At 42.1% G+C, this 15,277-nt stretch carries 13 protein-coding genes; 5 read left to right on the forward strand and 8 right to left on the reverse strand.

The genetic code is table 11. The features are described 5' to 3' along the window. Positions 1-30: 30 nt before the first annotated feature. On the reverse strand, positions 31-1,020 hold the full coding sequence (locus I592_RS09115; protein WP_010780502.1) for a LacI family DNA-binding transcriptional regulator: 990 nt from the start codon (positions 1,018-1,020) through the stop codon (positions 31-33). 255 nt (positions 1,021-1,275) lie between these two features. Between I592_RS09115 and I592_RS09120 the strand changes: the two genes are divergently transcribed. After that, positions 1,276-2,064, forward strand: a complete 789-nt coding sequence (locus I592_RS09120; protein WP_010780501.1) for a Cof-type HAD-IIB family hydrolase — start codon at positions 1,276-1,278, stop codon at positions 2,062-2,064. Positions 2,065-2,099: 35 nt separating this feature from the next. Here the strand turns inward: I592_RS09120 and I592_RS09125 are convergent, their stop codons facing one another. Next, entirely contained in the window at positions 2,100-3,446 is a 1,347-nt protein-coding gene (locus I592_RS09125) for a citrate/2-methylcitrate synthase (RefSeq protein ID WP_010780500.1), read from the reverse strand. Positions 3,447-3,612: 166 nt separating this feature from the next. Between I592_RS09125 and acnA the strand changes: the two genes are divergently transcribed. Beyond that, entirely contained in the window at positions 3,613-6,264 is a 2,652-nt protein-coding gene (gene acnA / locus I592_RS09130) for an aconitate hydratase AcnA (protein ID WP_010780499.1), read from the forward strand. After that, entirely contained in the window at positions 6,264-7,487 is a 1,224-nt protein-coding gene (gene icd, locus I592_RS09135; protein WP_010780498.1) for an NADP-dependent isocitrate dehydrogenase, read from the forward strand. The genes acnA and icd overlap by 1 nt, the downstream gene beginning before the upstream one ends. Before the next feature lie 213 nt (positions 7,488-7,700). Here icd and I592_RS09140 read toward each other — a convergent pair whose 3' ends face one another. Both I592_RS09140 and I592_RS09145 read right to left on the reverse strand, forming a co-directional pair. Beyond that, positions 7,701-7,928 carry a hypothetical protein gene (locus tag I592_RS09140; RefSeq protein WP_010780497.1) on the reverse strand — a complete coding sequence of 76 codons (228 nt, stop codon included), beginning with the start codon at positions 7,926-7,928 and terminating at the stop codon, positions 7,701-7,703. A 118-nt stretch (positions 7,929-8,046) separates the two neighbouring features. Next, positions 8,047-8,523, reverse strand: coding sequence for a GAF domain-containing protein (locus I592_RS09145; protein ID WP_010780496.1), 477 nt, complete (start codon positions 8,521-8,523; stop codon positions 8,047-8,049). Positions 8,524-8,829: 306 nt separating this feature from the next. On the opposite strand from I592_RS09145, the gene I592_RS09150 reads away from it, so the two are divergent. Beyond that, on the forward strand, positions 8,830-10,260 hold the full coding sequence (locus tag I592_RS09150) for a peptidoglycan DD-metalloendopeptidase family protein (protein WP_010780495.1): 1,431 nt from the start codon (positions 8,830-8,832) through the stop codon (positions 10,258-10,260). Positions 10,261-10,321: 61 nt separating this feature from the next. Here the strand turns inward: I592_RS09150 and budA are convergent, their stop codons facing one another. The 4 genes from budA to I592_RS09170 form a co-directional block, all read right to left on the reverse strand. Then, complete coding sequence (gene budA / locus I592_RS09155; RefSeq protein ID WP_010780494.1) at positions 10,322-11,035, reverse strand: acetolactate decarboxylase; 714 nt, start codon at positions 11,033-11,035, stop codon at positions 10,322-10,324. A gap of 50 nt (positions 11,036-11,085) precedes the next feature. After that, positions 11,086-12,738: an acetolactate synthase AlsS gene (alsS, locus tag I592_RS09160; protein WP_010780493.1), complete on the reverse strand. Its 1,653-nt coding sequence runs from the start codon at positions 12,736-12,738 to the stop codon at positions 11,086-11,088. Between the two features lie 141 nt (positions 12,739-12,879). After that, a complete protein-coding gene (gene tsaA, locus I592_RS09165) occupies positions 12,880-13,344 on the reverse strand; it encodes a tRNA (N6-threonylcarbamoyladenosine(37)-N6)-methyltransferase TrmO (protein WP_010780492.1) in 465 nt (154 codons plus the stop codon). Between the two features lie 55 nt (positions 13,345-13,399). Next, positions 13,400-14,221, reverse strand: a complete 822-nt coding sequence (locus tag I592_RS09170; RefSeq protein ID WP_010780491.1) for a MerR family transcriptional regulator — start codon at positions 14,219-14,221, stop codon at positions 13,400-13,402. A gap of 115 nt (positions 14,222-14,336) precedes the next feature. On the opposite strand from I592_RS09170, the gene I592_RS09175 reads away from it, so the two are divergent. Next, positions 14,337-15,200, forward strand: coding sequence for an SPL family radical SAM protein (locus I592_RS09175; RefSeq protein ID WP_010780490.1), 864 nt, complete (start codon positions 14,337-14,339; stop codon positions 15,198-15,200). The last annotated feature ends 77 nt before the right edge of the window (positions 15,201-15,277 follow it).

Raw genomic sequence — 15,277 nt, forward strand, 5'->3', positions numbered from 1 at the left:
TTTGTTTTGTTTTTTTCATTTAATAACGTTCTAAACAGAATTTCTCCAACGTATAGTTGACGGAACGATGACCTCTTCCGTTTCCATTGAAGGTTGTGCAAGTTTTTCAAGCAGGTGTTCCGCTGCCGCTTCTCCGATTTTTCTGGATGGCTGCTCAACACTCGTGATCCCCGGCCCAACAAGTTCAGTCAAATTCCAGTCATCGAATCCTGTCACGCCTACTTGTTCAGGAATGTTTATTCCTTGATGGATCAACCAAGATAGGACATCCATTAGTGTACGTCCATTTGATGCAAAGAGCAGTGTTCGTGTCTGATCATTGTTCAGAATCTCTGCTAAGTCGCGGCTTAATTGATCTTCATGCTGGAGTTCCAGCAATCGGCACTCTTTTCCAGCAGCTTTTACGACCTTGTTTACTGTCTCGTAACGCAACTCCCGCGTGCTGACATCTTTGATTGGTTCACTCACAACGACCACTTTCTCGTAGCCCTGCGCCAATGCTTTTTCTAAAATCTCTTTGGTCGCAGCGCGATTGTTCGTTAAAACGGATGACCATTGTTCCGGCTCTGTTTGCCGATCGACTAATAAAAGAGGAATGTTTCGCTCTGAGATATACACATAGTTGGCTGACTGGCGAGAGGACGGCTGCAAAATAATCCCTTCAACACTCTGATCCACTAGTTTTTCTAAAAGATGCTTTTCCTGTTCCACTGAATTTGCGGCATCCATAATGATCATTTGGTAACCACTTCGTTCCAATACTTCACCGATGCCTTTTAGAAGCAATGACGAATACATATTAGAAATATCGGCTACGACTACACCAATTAAATAGCTGTGCTTTGATTTCAACGCCTGTGCTTGTCGACTGGGCCGATAATTCAGCCGTTGAATGACCTCAGCGATTTTTTCTTTTGTCTCTTTTGACATATTTCCAAAGTTATTATTTAAATATCGAGAGATTGTTGTTTTTGAGACACCTGCTTCTTCGGCAACCTCTTTAATCGTGATTTTTTTCATCCGTGCTTCTCCAACTGTCTTTTTACTCATTTTAGCGAATTTCGTACCGAATGGAAAGGAACTACTCTAAAAACACCGCCGCTGGCAGCTATTCTTTCATATAATAGAAAATAAAGACGCATTCTTGATCGTTCGTTTTGGTCTTGAGAGTTTATCTTACAATGAAACCAAATGCACTTTCCTTCAAAATTGTAATGATGTTTTCAGCGATTTCTTTTATACTTAGTGTAATCGAATTCATTTAGGAGTGTTGAAATGGAAACTTATCGTGTTGCTTTTTTTGATATTGATGGTACTTTAGCAGATAATCATCTGCCCCATCACTTGCCTTTCGCTGAGCGTGTCCCCGATTCAGCAAAACTTGCTTTGAAAAAATTAAAAGAAAAGAATATTGAACCGGTCATCGCTTCCGGCCGTCATTATCAGACGATCACTCAATTAGCCGAAACACTTGGCGTAGACAGCATTATTTCTTCGAATGGCAATTGCGTCCATTATCGTGGCCAAATGATCCATGAAAATAGTATCCCGCCAACGTTACTGACTCAGCTCGTCGACCATCTTCGAGAGCAAGACATCGAATTTTTAATTGAGACTTCTCGTGGTATCTATTGCTATGAAAGTAATAAATATCATGGAGACCATCCCGCAGAAAAAACTTTTCTAAAGGAAAATGATCCTTTACCTGAGAACGTTCTTCAATTGATTGTTCCTTGGACAGAAGAGATAGACTTTAAACTAGATCCACATTCCCCGTTAATTGCTGAAAAGGTAGCACCTGTCGCAGCCAATATTCATCTGAAAACCGGCACGAAGGCAGAAGGTATCCACAAAATATGCGCGTCCATGCGGATCACAGCTGAACAAGCTTTGGCATTTGGAGACGAAGAAAATGACTTCACTATGTTTGAAGCAGTCGGATTTCCTGTTGCTATGGGGAACGCAGCGCCAGCACTAAAGGAAAAAGCTGCCCATATCACCTCTTCCGTATCAGACAATGGCATCTGGAATGCCTGTGTTGAGTTAGGGTTGATCACCGAATAAAAAAATTCCGCCAAATAACTCTTGGCGGAATTTTTTTAACGTTCGTTGATTGTCTGATAGTTTTGATCCGTAGAGACTTCCATATATGCCGGACGTATAATTTTCTGCACGTTGACCAGTTCTTCAATGCGGTGCGCCGACCACCCTACGATTCGAGCAATCGCAAACATAGGGGTATACAATTCTGGCGGCAAATCTAACATATGATAAACAAACCCGCTGAAGAAATCGATATTGGCACTAACGCCCTTATAAACTTTACGCTTTTCAGAAATGATCTCAGGAGCTAACCGCTCTACTTTGCGGTACAAATTAAACTCTGCTGAAGCTTCTGATCCTTTCTCAGCTGCTAATTTTTCCACATAGCGTTTGAATATTTCTGCCCGCGGATCGGATTCCGCGTAAATAGCATGGCCCATTCCGTAAATCAATCCCTGTTTGTCAAAGGCTTCTTTATTTAAGATTCTTTCTAAGTAGTCGCGTATCTCGTTCTCGTCTTCACAATCATTGATAGTCGCTTTTAAATCTTCCATCATACGGGTCACTTTGATGTTTGCGCCACCGTGCTTTGGTCCTTTTAAAGACCCTAATGCCGCTGCGATGGTTGAATAGGTATCTGTACCACTAGAAGTAACTACACGAGTCGTAAACGTCGAATTATTTCCCCCGCCATGTTCCATATGTAAAACCAATGCCATATCCAGCGTTTGTGCTTCTTGAAATGTGTATTTTTTATCAGGACGCAGCATAGTTAGAATGGCTTCTGCTGTACTCAATCTCTCATCTGGACGATGAATGTACATGCTCTCCCCTTTAGTGTAATGATTATAAGCATGATAGGAATAGACCGCGATCATCGGAAATGTAGCGATCAACGACAATGATTGATCTAATACGTTCTCAATGCTGACGTCATCCGTTTTCTTATCATAACATCCTAATGTAAGAACGCTTCGAGACATCATATTCATAATATTATGCGAAGGTGCTTTCATGATAACATCACGTACAAAGTTGGTTGGGAGTGTTCGTCTTTTACCTACTAAAGTGTTGAACTCCACTAACTCTTCTTGGGTCGGAAGCGAGCCAAATAATAACAAATAACTGATTTCTTCGAACCCTAAACGCCCTTCGGATACAAACCCGTTCACCAGCTCATTGATATCAATACCGCGATACCGCAATTCTCCATATTTAGAGATGACTTTGTCTCCATCCATAATTTGCGGATGAATCGTGGAGATATTGGTCAAACCAGCTAAAACGCCTTTACCATCAAGATCTCGCAGTCCTTTTTTAACATTATGTTTCCTATATAAAGAAGCGTCTAAATAGTCCTCTTTTCGGCATATCTCAGCCATTTGGTTCAAATCTAACATCATTGTGTCCTCCTAACCATCATTTGTTTAACAATCGAGTCAAGAAACATTATAACACCATTGGCGTAAAATGAAATACTTTTAATAATTTCATTTACTTTCTTTTTTTTTATTCGTATAATAAACCCATCTGATTTTAAACGATAACGTATTCAGGAGGGATTTTGGAATGAACTGGAAAAAAGAGCTTGTCGTCAATGACGAACATTATACATACTTTGATCTTTCATCGATTGTCGATACGTATAAAAAAAATATTACTGATTATCCATACAGCATTCGCGTATTATTAGAAAGCTTGGCACGCCATCAAGAGCACGCAGATTTGGAGAACTTGATAGCATTCGATGCAAAAAAACCTGCAGGCGTTGTTCCTTTCCGCCCTTCACGGGTTGTCTTACAAGACTTTACTGGCGTTCCAGCAGTCGTGGATTTGGCAGCGATGCGAGATGCAGTCGTTAAGTTAGGGGGAGACCCTAAAGTAATCAATCCGGAAATTCCCGTCACTTTAGTAGTTGACCATTCTGTTCAAGTAGACTCCGCGGGAACAAAGGAAAGCCTGTCCTTCAATACGGAAAAAGAATTTGAGCGCAATCATGAACGCTATCAATTTCTTAAATGGGCACAACAAGCCTTTGATAATTTTGAAGTTGTTCCTCCTGAAACAGGAATCATCCACCAGGTCAATCTGGAATATTTATCAGACGTCATTTTAAAAAATGACGATGATTTACTATTCCCTGATTCCCTAGAAGGGACAGATTCTCATACAACGATGATCAATGGACTAGGCGTACTCGGTTGGGGTGTCGGCGGTATTGAGGCAGAAGCAGCGATTTTAGGAGAAGCTTCCTATTTCCCGACTCCCGAAGTCATCGGTGTAGAGCTGACTGGAAGCTTGAGCCCTGGAGCAACTGCCACTGACCTGGCTCTCTACCTCACTGAGCTTTTGCGCAATGAAAAAGTTGTTGGAAAATTCGTTGAGTATTTCGGAACAGGCTATAAGAGCCTGAGCCTTTCTGACCGTGCAACGATCGCAAATATGGCGCCTGAATATGGTGCGACATGCGGCTTCTGCCCAATTGATGAAGAAACCTTGAATTACCTTCGTTTGACAGGTCGTCAGGAAGAGCAAGTCAAACTAGTTGAAGCTTATGCAAAGCAGAATCATCTCTTTTATGATGGATCAGAGACACCTCTCTACACACGAGTGATCCAATTAGATCTATCGACGGTCCATTCGTCTGTTGCTGGGCCCAAACGTCCTCAAGATAGGGTGCCGTTAGCCGAAGTTGCTGAAAACTTCCAAACATCGCTAACAAATCCAAGCGGACCAAAGGGATTCGGATTGTCTCCTGATGAGCTGAATCGGAAAGAAACCACAAAAGGAACCGATCAAGTCATTGAAACCGGCGACCTTGCATTAGCGGCAATTACTAGTTGTACAAATACCAGCAACCCTTCTGTAATGGTGGCCGCGGGGCTGTTGGCTAAAAAAGCCGTTGAATTGGGACTTGAGGTGCCTTCGACAATTAAAACCTCCCTTGCCCCCGGCTCAAAAATCGTCACTCAATATCTAGAAAAAGGCAATCTGCTGGAACCACTTGCCGAATTAGGGTTTGACATCGTTGGCTACGGTTGTACGACCTGTATCGGAAACTCCGGTCCTTTGGAAGAAGAAATAGAAGCAACTTTAAAAGAGAGCGATTTGGTTGTGTCCGCTGTCCTTTCAGGAAATAGAAATTTTGAAGGGCGAATCCACCCTTTGATCAAAGCGAATTATTTAGCATCTCCGCCGCTTGTGATCGCCTATGCTTTGGCTGGTACGATTAAAAAAGATTTGACGAAAGAAGCCCTTGCGACGATCGAGGGAAAGGATATTTATTTAGCAGACTTATGGCCTTCTCAAGAAGAGGTCAATACCTATATCAATGACTTTTTAAATCCTCAAGACTTTCGTGCCGCCTATGAAAATATCTATCAATCGAATGAACGCTGGAATCAAATTGAGACTTCAAAAGGAGAATGCTACGAATGGGATGATGCGTCAACCTATATAGCAAATCCTCCTTTCTTTACGGATCTTGACCAAACAGAAAACACAGAAAATCCGTTGGCCGACTTGCGCGTTCTAGCCAAATTTGGTGACACTGTAACTACGGATCATATCTCACCTGCTGGAAACATCGGGATGCAATCGCCTGCAGGCCGTTATTTAAAAGAACATGGTTTGGCTTATAAGGACTTCAATTCATTCGGTTCTCGTCGAGGCAATCATGAGGTAATGATGCGAGGGACCTTTGGAAATATCCGAATTCAAAACCAATTAACTCCTGAAACGACTGGCGGGTACACGAAGCTAGCCACAAATGGTGAAGAATTGTCTATCTATGATGCCGCTATGCAGTACCAAAAGGACCAAATCGGTACAGTGATTCTTGCTGGCAAAGATTATGGCATGGGCTCTTCTCGCGACTGGGCTGCCAAAGGAACAAATTTATTGGGGGTCAAAGCCGTTTTAGCAGAAAGTTATGAACGTATTCACCGCAGCAATTTAGTAATGATGGGTGTGATTCCTTTCGAATACCTTCCAGGTGAATCTGCCGAATCTTTAGGCCTGACTGGATTGGAAACTTATACGTTTGATTTTCCAACAGAACCTGTGATCAATCAGCTGATCGCTGTGACTGCTAAGGGTGAAAACGAGCAGCATTTCCAAGTAAAACTGCGCTTTGATTCGGAGGCAGATATTGCTTACTGGAAAAACAAAGACATTCTGTCTTTAGTCATAAATAAAAAAATGCAAAAGGAGCAGGCCTAATGACAACTACCTTAAATCCGACCATTCCTTATATTCAAGGCGATGGTATTGGTCCAGAAATATGGCAAGCAACACAAAAAGTCGTTGATGCAGCGGTCGCTTCCACGTATGAAGATGGTCGAAAGATTCACTGGCTCGAGATTCTCGCTGGGGAAAAAGCCTTCAACCAAACCGGCACTTGGCTTCCAGAAGAAACATTAGCTGCCATCAAGGAGCACAAGGTTGCTATCAAAGGACCTCTGACCACACCTATTGGAGAAGGCTTCCGTTCATTGAATGTCACCCTGCGACAAGAGCTGGACCTTTATGCTTGCGTTCGTCCTGTTCGTTATTTTAAGGGGGTCCCTTCTCCGTTGAAGGAACCAGAAAAAACAAATATGACTATCTTTAGAGAAAATACTGAAGATGTATACGCGGGGATCGAATTTGCAAAAGACTCTAAAGAAGTCGCACAGCTTTTGGCCTTTTTGACAGATGCACTATCGGTCACGAAAGTACGTTTCCCTGCAACAAGCGCGCTTGGGATCAAACCGATCTCGCAAGAAGGTAGCGAACGCCTGATTGCTGCGGCTTTGGATTATGCGGTAGATCAAGGGCAAACACGAGTAACCTTGGTCCACAAAGGCAATATCATGAAATTTACCGAAGGCGGCTTCAAAAATTGGGGCTACGATTTCATTGAAAAGAATTATCCTCAGGCCTTCACTATGAATGACTATAAAAAGATCGCCGCTGAAATAGGGCCTGAAAAAGCAGAGAGCGCATTGAAAGAAGCCAAAGGAGATGGAAAAATCATTGTTGATGACGTCATCGCGGATAATTTTTTACAGCAAATCTTGCTTTATCCTGAGAAGTACCAAGTAGTGGCTACAACGAATCTGAACGGCGACTATATTTCAGATGCATTAGCTGCACAAGTTGGAGGTATCGGGATTTCACCAGGGGCAAACATCAATTACCGCACTGGACACGCAATTTTTGAAGCAACACATGGAACAGCGCCGGACATTGCAGGAAAAGGTTGGGCGAATCCTTGCTCCCTACTCCTTTCAGCCGCAATGATGCTCGAGTATCTCGGCTGGTCTGAAGCGGGTAAAAAAATTCCAAAAGCCATTGAAGAGGCACTTCAAAATAAACAGATGACACATGATTTCGCACAGATGTTAGCAATTGACGCGCTTTCAACTTCGGAATTCGCAGAGTATCTGATTCAAACTATTTAAAAAATCCCTGATGGAGAGCAGATCGAGCTTATTCCATCAGGGATTTTTACTTTATATTTCTTGAACTAGAACCCATTTTCTTTAGCTTTCATAAGAAAAAAACTGCGTTATTTAATTATCCGTCCTTTTATGGATATTCAAATCAAGACAAAAAAAGTCACCCAAAAGCCGATAATCGGTCTTTTAGGTGAGCTTTGTAATAGGACGGTCGATTTAACTAAAGAAACATTCTTTAGAAACGATACCTGCTACTTCCGCATATTTAATTAATACTTGACCATTTACTTGGTCAATCCTATCTGCATCCAACCCGTAAAAACGTTCTACATTTACAATACAGCCATTTTTTTCTTTACGTATTACTTCCCCAATGATCGGCCGAGCAAAATCCGTTTTACGGCATTCATAGCTTTCTCCAACAATAATCGCTTCTTTATTCATTCAACCACCTCATTCATGTTTTATACTACACTTATATAGTAGCATTAAGTGGAGTAAAAAACCATTTTAAAGGTGTTATTTATTAAATAAGCCTCTTTTTAAAGCAACGAACGTAATTTTATTCCACGTTTTCTAACAATAACGCCACATATTGTTCTAAATAAAATTGATCGATTTGATCATACATTCCTACTTCAGAGCTATCCAAATCCAGCACACCAATCAACTGATCCCCTTTCTTCATAGGAACAACAATTTCTGATCGCGCCGCAGAATCACAAGCAATGTAGTTTTTATGCGTCATTACATTTTCGACGATCAGTGTTTGATTCTTCTCAGCAGACTCTCCGCAAACCCCTTTTCCCATTGCAATATGCACACATGAGACATTTCCTTGAAAAGGTCCCAGAATCAGTTCGCCTTCTTTGAACAAATAATATCCAGCGAAAACTGTTTCTTGCAATGTCTGGTTCAATAAAGCTGATGAGTTTGCCAGATTCGCAATCAGATCTGTTTCCCCTTCCAGTAGTGCTTTTTGCTGCATCAATAATAATTTATACGCCTCTTCTTTTGCTTCTTGATTTTTCCAACTCATAGTCTTTTCCTCCAATAATAATTCCTCATTCATCGAGTAACATTAGAAAATAAGGAACTTTTGGTTTATTCTACCCTAACTACAGCAAGAACGCTATTTTTAAAAATAGCCTTTATTTAAGCCATTAGAACGATTTCATTCGTCTTATTTACGATTTGTCAAGGGTATAAAGCCTTAATTCTTCTAATTAATATTTCATTCGTATTACAAAATATACGGTTGCATGAAGAATCAACTACTTTAAACTTTTTTCTCATATCTTCTTATATAATTGAATCCGAAAGATGAAAAAAGTGAGGGAAACCATTGATTAAGTTGAAAAAATATACGGCACTGACTTTGTGTGCCTTGACATTGACTACTGCACCAATAAGCGTCTTAGCAGATGAATACGATCAAAAAATTGCTGATCAGGATAAAAAAATCTCTGAACTGCAACAAACTGAACAATCTGTAGAGGATCAAAAAGCGGCGTTAGAGCAAGAAGTTGCCGCAATAGAAAAAGAAGTCAACGCAGTCTTAAAAGAAAAGACGACTGAAGAAAAGAAATTAAGCGACTTAACTGCTAAAATCGCTATTCTTCAAGAAAAAATCCAAAAACGTGACGAACAAATCAGAAACCAAGCGCGTGACGTGCAGACAAAACACGATTCTGCATCAATCGTTGACGTCGTGATCAATGCGAAATCTGTTGGCGATGCTGTGAAGAAAACCATGGCTGTTTCAACCATTTTAACAGCTAGTAAAAATATCATGGAACAGCAGACCAAAGACAAGGCAGAGCTTCAAAAGCTTGAAAAAGAAGCCGAGCAGCGCCTGCAAGTAATCAATAAAAAAACTGCTGAACTAAAAGGCAAGCAAGAACAGCTTGTAAAAGCCAAGTTAGATCAGCAAGTAAAAATCAATGATATCCAAGCAAGTATCGCTACAGAAAAGGGCGAAAAAGAGAAATTTGAAAAGCAAAAAGAAGACGCTGAAAAGAAACGACAAGCAGCGTTGAAAGCATTAGAAGAACAACGTAAAAAAGAAGCGGAAGCCCGTGAAAAAGCGCAAGCGGAAGCTGAAAAACAAGCGAAGAAAGCGGCAGAAGAAGCGCAAAAAGCAGCGGAAGACGCTGAAAAGCAAGCAGCTGCTGCAGAGACGGCAAAACAAAAGCAAGAAGCTGAGATCGCGCAATTGGAAGCTCAGAAGCAAGAAGAACAAGCAAAACAACAAGAAGAACAAGCTCAGACTGTTACTGATACGAGTGCTACTCAGGTTACTACAAACCCGGTAGCACCAGCAGCAACACCAAGCGCTAGTGAAGAAAAACCAGCAGCTCCTGCTGCAACAAGCAGCGGTTGGGCTTCTCCTCTATCCATCGGCTTAGTAGTAACTAGCCCATTTGGTCAGCGCCAAGATCCAACAGGTGCATCTGGTTCTCAACATGATGGCGTCGATTTTGCCGGTGCCGCGGGAACACCGATCATGGCTTCTAAAGGTGGAAAAGTGGTTGAGTCAGGATTTCATTGGTCCGCTGGGAACCACGTAGTGATCCAGCATGCAGATGGGTACTATTCATACTATATGCATATGGTTTCAGCCCCAAGTGTCGGCGTAGGCTCAGAGGTTAGCGCTGGACAAGTATTAGGCGGCATGGGAACAACTGGTAATTCTACAGGTGTGCATTTACACTTTGGTGTCTCCACTGCATTGTGGTCTGGGTTTGTTAATCCTGCTCCACTATTAGGCGTTTAAACAAAACAAAAAAGTACAGAACAATGGTCAGAGAAATTCTGATTCTTGTTCTGTACCTTTTTTATTCTGCTTCTGAAATGTCTTTTGCGATTTCATCTAGTTTGATTTCATTGTTTAAGTAATCTGCATTTTCTGTTGGGAAATGTTGACGGAATTCCGCTAATTCCATTAATTCAATGCGTCCATCGGCTAATTCAAAATCCAATACATGGCCGCCGAAGGTTTCATCGTCACTAATAAAATGTAAATGGAACCCCCCAGAGGCCGCACCGTGGAACAGCTCTGGTGTAAAGAACCCGACAATGGTACCCCGCAGGTTATCTGCTTCAAATTCAGGCTGGTTGCGAGCGATCTCTACGAATCTCGGATACGGTTTCTCTTGTTTCGGGGCAACTCGCACATGCATGTGCTTGAACGTTCCCTCTATTTTAACAGCCGCAAATAAATTGTGGCTGATTTTTTTTAGGACTTCTGATTTCACTTGCTCATCAGACACTGCTTCAAGTGAAAATTCTTGATCTGAATCAAAACGAGTCACTGCTGCATAAGGTGTCCATTCGTCGCCGGTCAGTCGTCTTACCTTCCCTGTTTCATCTGTATGATAGATCACACCGTCTAGAAAAAGCACTTCTCCATTTGATCCTTCAAGTGTGCCCAAGCCAAAATCGCCATAATTGGACAAGGCACCGATTTTTTCAGTACCATCCATCAAATCTTGCATCAATCCACCAAGTGTACCGTGTTGGTAGATATAACTTTTTGTCTTCACTGTCATGTACAATCCCCTTCTATCTCTCTTCTGACTGTCGTGTATCTACGGATTTCTTAATAAAATTGATCGGGTAAAATGGTTTTTCCTAATTCCTTATTATCTGAATAATCAATCGGGATATCGATGATCACGGGACCGTCTGTTGCCAAGCCTTCCTGGATCGCTGCTTCTAATTCGGCTTGCGATGTCGCCCGTAATCCTTTTGCGCCAAAGGCTTCAGCATATTTTACAAAATCAACGGGTCCAAAGTGGACACCCGCAGAACGATCGTATTTCATTTCTTCTTGGAACTCTACCATATTGTAGCTGCCATCGTTCCAGATCAAGTGGATGATTTTTTGTTTTAAACGCACCGCTGTTTCAAGCTCTTGAGCGGAGAATAAGAATCCGCCGTCTCCAGAAACAGAGAAAATTTGTGTATTCGGACGAACCAATGCGGAGGAAATCGCCCATGGTAAGGCTACACCCAGTGTTTGCATCCCGTTACTGAATAACAAATGGCGTGGTTCATAGCTGCGGAAATGACGAGCCATCCAAATGTAATGACTACCGACATCCACCGTGACCGTCATCTCATCGGTGACATTTTTTTGCAGCGTATCAATGACTTCTAGTGGATGCACACGCCCCTCCGTCGTTTCACTCTTTTGTCTGCCATTCGTTAATTTTTCTTGCAGCGTTGAAAGATAGTGTTGTGCATCGTCTGATAATTGATACGTTGAAATGGCATCTCCTAATCGATCGATCGTTTTGGCGATACTGCCGACCAATTCTACTTCTGGCTGCATGTATTGGTCAATTTCCATCGGCACTTCATCTATTACTACAATACGCGCATCTTTTTCAGCATTCCAGTTTCGCGCTTCGTACTCGATTGGGTCATAGCCGATCGCTAAAACTAAGTCGCTGCGTTTTAACAGCATGTCTCCCGGCTGATTGCGGAAAAGTCCGACACGGCCGAAGAAATGATCTTCTAGTTCCCGAGAAATAATTCCCGCTCCTTGGAAGGTCTCAACAACTGGCAGCCCTGTTTTTTCAACAAGTTTGCGAATCGCTGCCGTTTCCTTTTCACCTGAAGCGCGCATTCCGACTAACAAAGCGGGCAGCTTTGCCTCATGGATTCGTTTCACCAAATCATCGATATCCTCATCAGAGGCAGACCCTAAAATTGGGGCTGACATTGGTTTGATTGCTTCACCCTTCACTTCGCCATCCGTCACATCTTGAGGAATGGATAAGAAGCTTGCACCCTTTTTAGCGGTCTTAGCGATACGGTAGGCGTTCGCGATATTTTCCGATAGCATTTCAGGATCTTGAATCTCTGAACTATATTTTGTAATAGGTGCGAATAATTCTGTATTTTTCATACTTTGATGAGTCAGCTTAGAAAGATCTGAACGTTTTACTTGTCCTGCTAATGCAAGAACAGGGTCTCCTTCTGCTGTAGCTGTCACTAATCCAGTCGCTAAATTACTTGCACCGGGACCGCTCGTGGCGATCACTACACCCGGTTCTCCCGTCAAACGCCCAATGGCTTGTGCCATAAACGCCGCATTTTGTTCATGACGAGCTAGGATCAATTGTGGCCCATGATCCTCTAATGTATCAAATACGCCGTCGATCTTGGCACCGGGAATTCCGAAGATAAATGGCACGTTATGGTTTTCTAAACTATTAACAATGATTTCTGCACCTTTTTTACTCACTGTATTACATCTCCTTAAAATCTGTATCACTTACATTCGTTAATATAGCATCAATTTATTAATTTATCAACGATGAAACATCACGAATAATTGTTTTATCAAAATCCAAAAAAAGAAGCCTCATTTCTGAGACTTCTCGCATTATTCAGTAAAATTGAATTCCGCCGACCAATCAAACTCACCTGAACGTTCATAGCTTTGCGGCCAATGACTGCACCACGCAGGTCCTTCAAAATTTTCAATTACATCTGAACTGGCCGTATAAGGCTTGATATCCAGAATCGGACTATCATTTTCCGCATCAAGATACTCAAGATAAACAAGGTTCTCTTCTATTTTAATGATTTTCGCGGCTGATAAAGCGATAGGATTCGGTCTGACCGGTCCCCTAGTCGCAAAGGTTCCTAATTTTTCTGGTCCGTGAACATACGGCTTGCCAACCGTCGTTCCCCGTAATTCAGTAATATCGAGGTGATGAAACCAATACAGAACATACAAATGACTAAAGTCAGACAGTCCGATCAGTCCTTCCTGATATTCAGGAGACAGCTCCAAATAGACACCTGATTCTGTTTGCTTTACTTTACCGATCTCGTTAATTTTCATGATGACTCCTCCTAGACTTTTTTAGAGTCGCGACCTCTGATATGAAGATACAGCCTCACGTTAGGTGAGAGTCAAGAGGAATCAATGGCAATTGTAGTTCTGTTAGATAGTCTTCAGGATTAGACGTGTGTTCAGGACCCACATGACAAATTTGCCGAGGCGCTTTCAGCAGTTCATACTCAGGATGCTCCTCCAGCCATCTAGCAAAGGAGCGATACGCCTCTGGTAACTGATGATAGTTTCCCTCAACCATTATGATCGCGGCAGGGTCTAATTCGGAAAGCTGTCTTTTTTGCAACGGCGGCTGAACAGGGTGATCGGAAACAATGGCGACTTCTATTTCTACCCACTCTTCCAAATATTCCTCATCATGGAAAATCGTCAAAAACTGATCCGCTGCTGTCGGTAAAGTAACGCTTTGACTAATTAACAACGTCAGAAACTCTTCCCAAAGCAATCCTTCATGGTAGAAACTTTTGACTGTCCTTCTTAGGCTGACGATAGAACAGGCAGGAATTTTTTTAAGTGTTACTGGGTATTCCTCGGTATGCTGCATCCGCTGCATCATTTGATGGATCTGCTGCTGGCGAAAACGATCCCGTTGAATCTCCTGTTCGATTTCCTGCTCCTTTTTTTCCAGCGCCGCAGTAAATTTCGTCGCGTCCTCCTGAAGCAGCTGCTGGATTTCTTTTAATGAGAAGGTCAATTCTCGTAATAAAACGATCTGTGCGAGCCGCTCCAGCTGCTTTACTGAATAATAACGATACCCAGAGTCCTCTTCGACTAACTGGGGGTGGAGCAATCCAATTTCATCATAATGACGCAGCGTGCGAATCGATACTTGTCCTAAGCGAGAAAACTCACCGATTTTCAGCAATGAAAACACCTCCATTCCTTATTATACCGATACTTTTGATTGTTAACAGCTAAAAAATATGGGATAATAGATATACGAACATTTGTTCTTAATTCTGGTTTTCGGGAGGTACACGATGCATTATAAAGAATATAAATCGATCTTGTCCGCGAAGAACGGCTTGAACCTTTTTCGCGGCTGCACTCATGGCTGTATCTATTGCGACAGTCGCAGCGATTGCTATCAGATCAATCATCCTTTTGAGGATATCGAAGTAAAGGCCCATGCTTTAGAAATTTTAGAACAGGAGCTGCAACGGCGCCGAAAACCGTGCATGATCGGAACTGGCGCGATGACAGACCCGTATATCCAGTTGGAGTCCCGACTAAACATTACTCGAGGCGCATTAGAATTGATCGATACCTATGAATTCGGTGTGGCCATCCAGACGAAGTCCAATCGAATTTTACGTGATCTGGACTTATTGTCTTCCATCAATAAAAAAACGAAAGCGGTAGTCGAAATGACTTTGACGACTTACGATGAGACAGTTTGTAAAATTTTGGAGCCTTATGTTTCTACAACGAAAGAACGTGTTGAAACATTGATGGCCTTTAAAGAAGTCGGTGTCCCCACAGTCGTCTGGTTATCCCCTATCCTACCCTTTATCAATGATACCGAGGAGAATTTACGCGGGCTTTTAGACTATTGTATCCAAGCAGGCGTCAAGGGGATTCTGTGTTTCGGATTTGGCGTGACGATGCGGGCGGGGAATCGTGACTATTTCTATCAGCAATTAGACAAGCATTTTCCCGGAATGAAGAAAAAATACCAGTATGCTTTTGGTGATAGCTATGTCTGTAATAGTCCGAATCATGAACAGCTCATGAAACTTTTTATTGAAACATGCGAAAAACATGCTATTCTTTGGAGGACAGATGACGTGTTTCAGTATTTACACGAATTTGAAGACAAACGAGAGCAGCTGTCATTATTTTAAAAAAAATGAACTAAAACGCTTGCTCTGAAACTCGTTTCATAACTTATACTTCCCTTGTAAAGAAAAAGGAGGAATTT

Origin of the sequence: Enterococcus gilvus ATCC BAA-350 (assembly GCF_000407545.1) — a bacterium.
In the GTDB taxonomy this organism is placed as follows: domain Bacteria; phylum Bacillota; class Bacilli; order Lactobacillales; family Enterococcaceae; genus Enterococcus_A; species Enterococcus_A gilvus.

Bases quoted from the DNA above. Each gene is read 5' to 3' on its own strand.
- I592_RS09125 (WP_010780500.1), bottom strand. From the start codon at position 3,446: ATGATGTTAGATTTGAACCAAATGGCTGAGATATGCCGAAAAGAGGAC.
- I592_RS09175 (WP_010780490.1), top strand. From the start codon at position 14,337: ATGCATTATAAAGAATATAAATCGATCTTGTCCGCGAAGAACGGCTTG.
- I592_RS09115 (WP_010780502.1), bottom strand. From the start codon at position 1,020: ATGAAAAAAATCACGATTAAAGAGGTTGCCGAAGAAGCAGGTGTCTCA.
- I592_RS09145 (WP_010780496.1), bottom strand. From the start codon at position 8,523: ATGAGTTGGAAAAATCAAGAAGCAAAAGAAGAGGCGTATAAATTATTA.
- I592_RS09140 (WP_010780497.1), bottom strand. From the start codon at position 7,928: ATGAATAAAGAAGCGATTATTGTTGGAGAAAGCTATGAATGCCGTAAA.
- I592_RS09120 (WP_010780501.1), top strand. From the start codon at position 1,276: ATGGAAACTTATCGTGTTGCTTTTTTTGATATTGATGGTACTTTAGCA.
- icd (WP_010780498.1), top strand. From the start codon at position 6,264: ATGACAACTACCTTAAATCCGACCATTCCTTATATTCAAGGCGATGGT.
- acnA (WP_010780499.1), top strand. From the start codon at position 3,613: ATGAACTGGAAAAAAGAGCTTGTCGTCAATGACGAACATTATACATAC.
- budA (WP_010780494.1), bottom strand. From the start codon at position 11,035: ATGACAGTGAAGACAAAAAGTTATATCTACCAACACGGTACACTTGGT.
- tsaA (WP_010780492.1), bottom strand. From the start codon at position 13,344: ATGAAAATTAACGAGATCGGTAAAGTAAAGCAAACAGAATCAGGTGTC.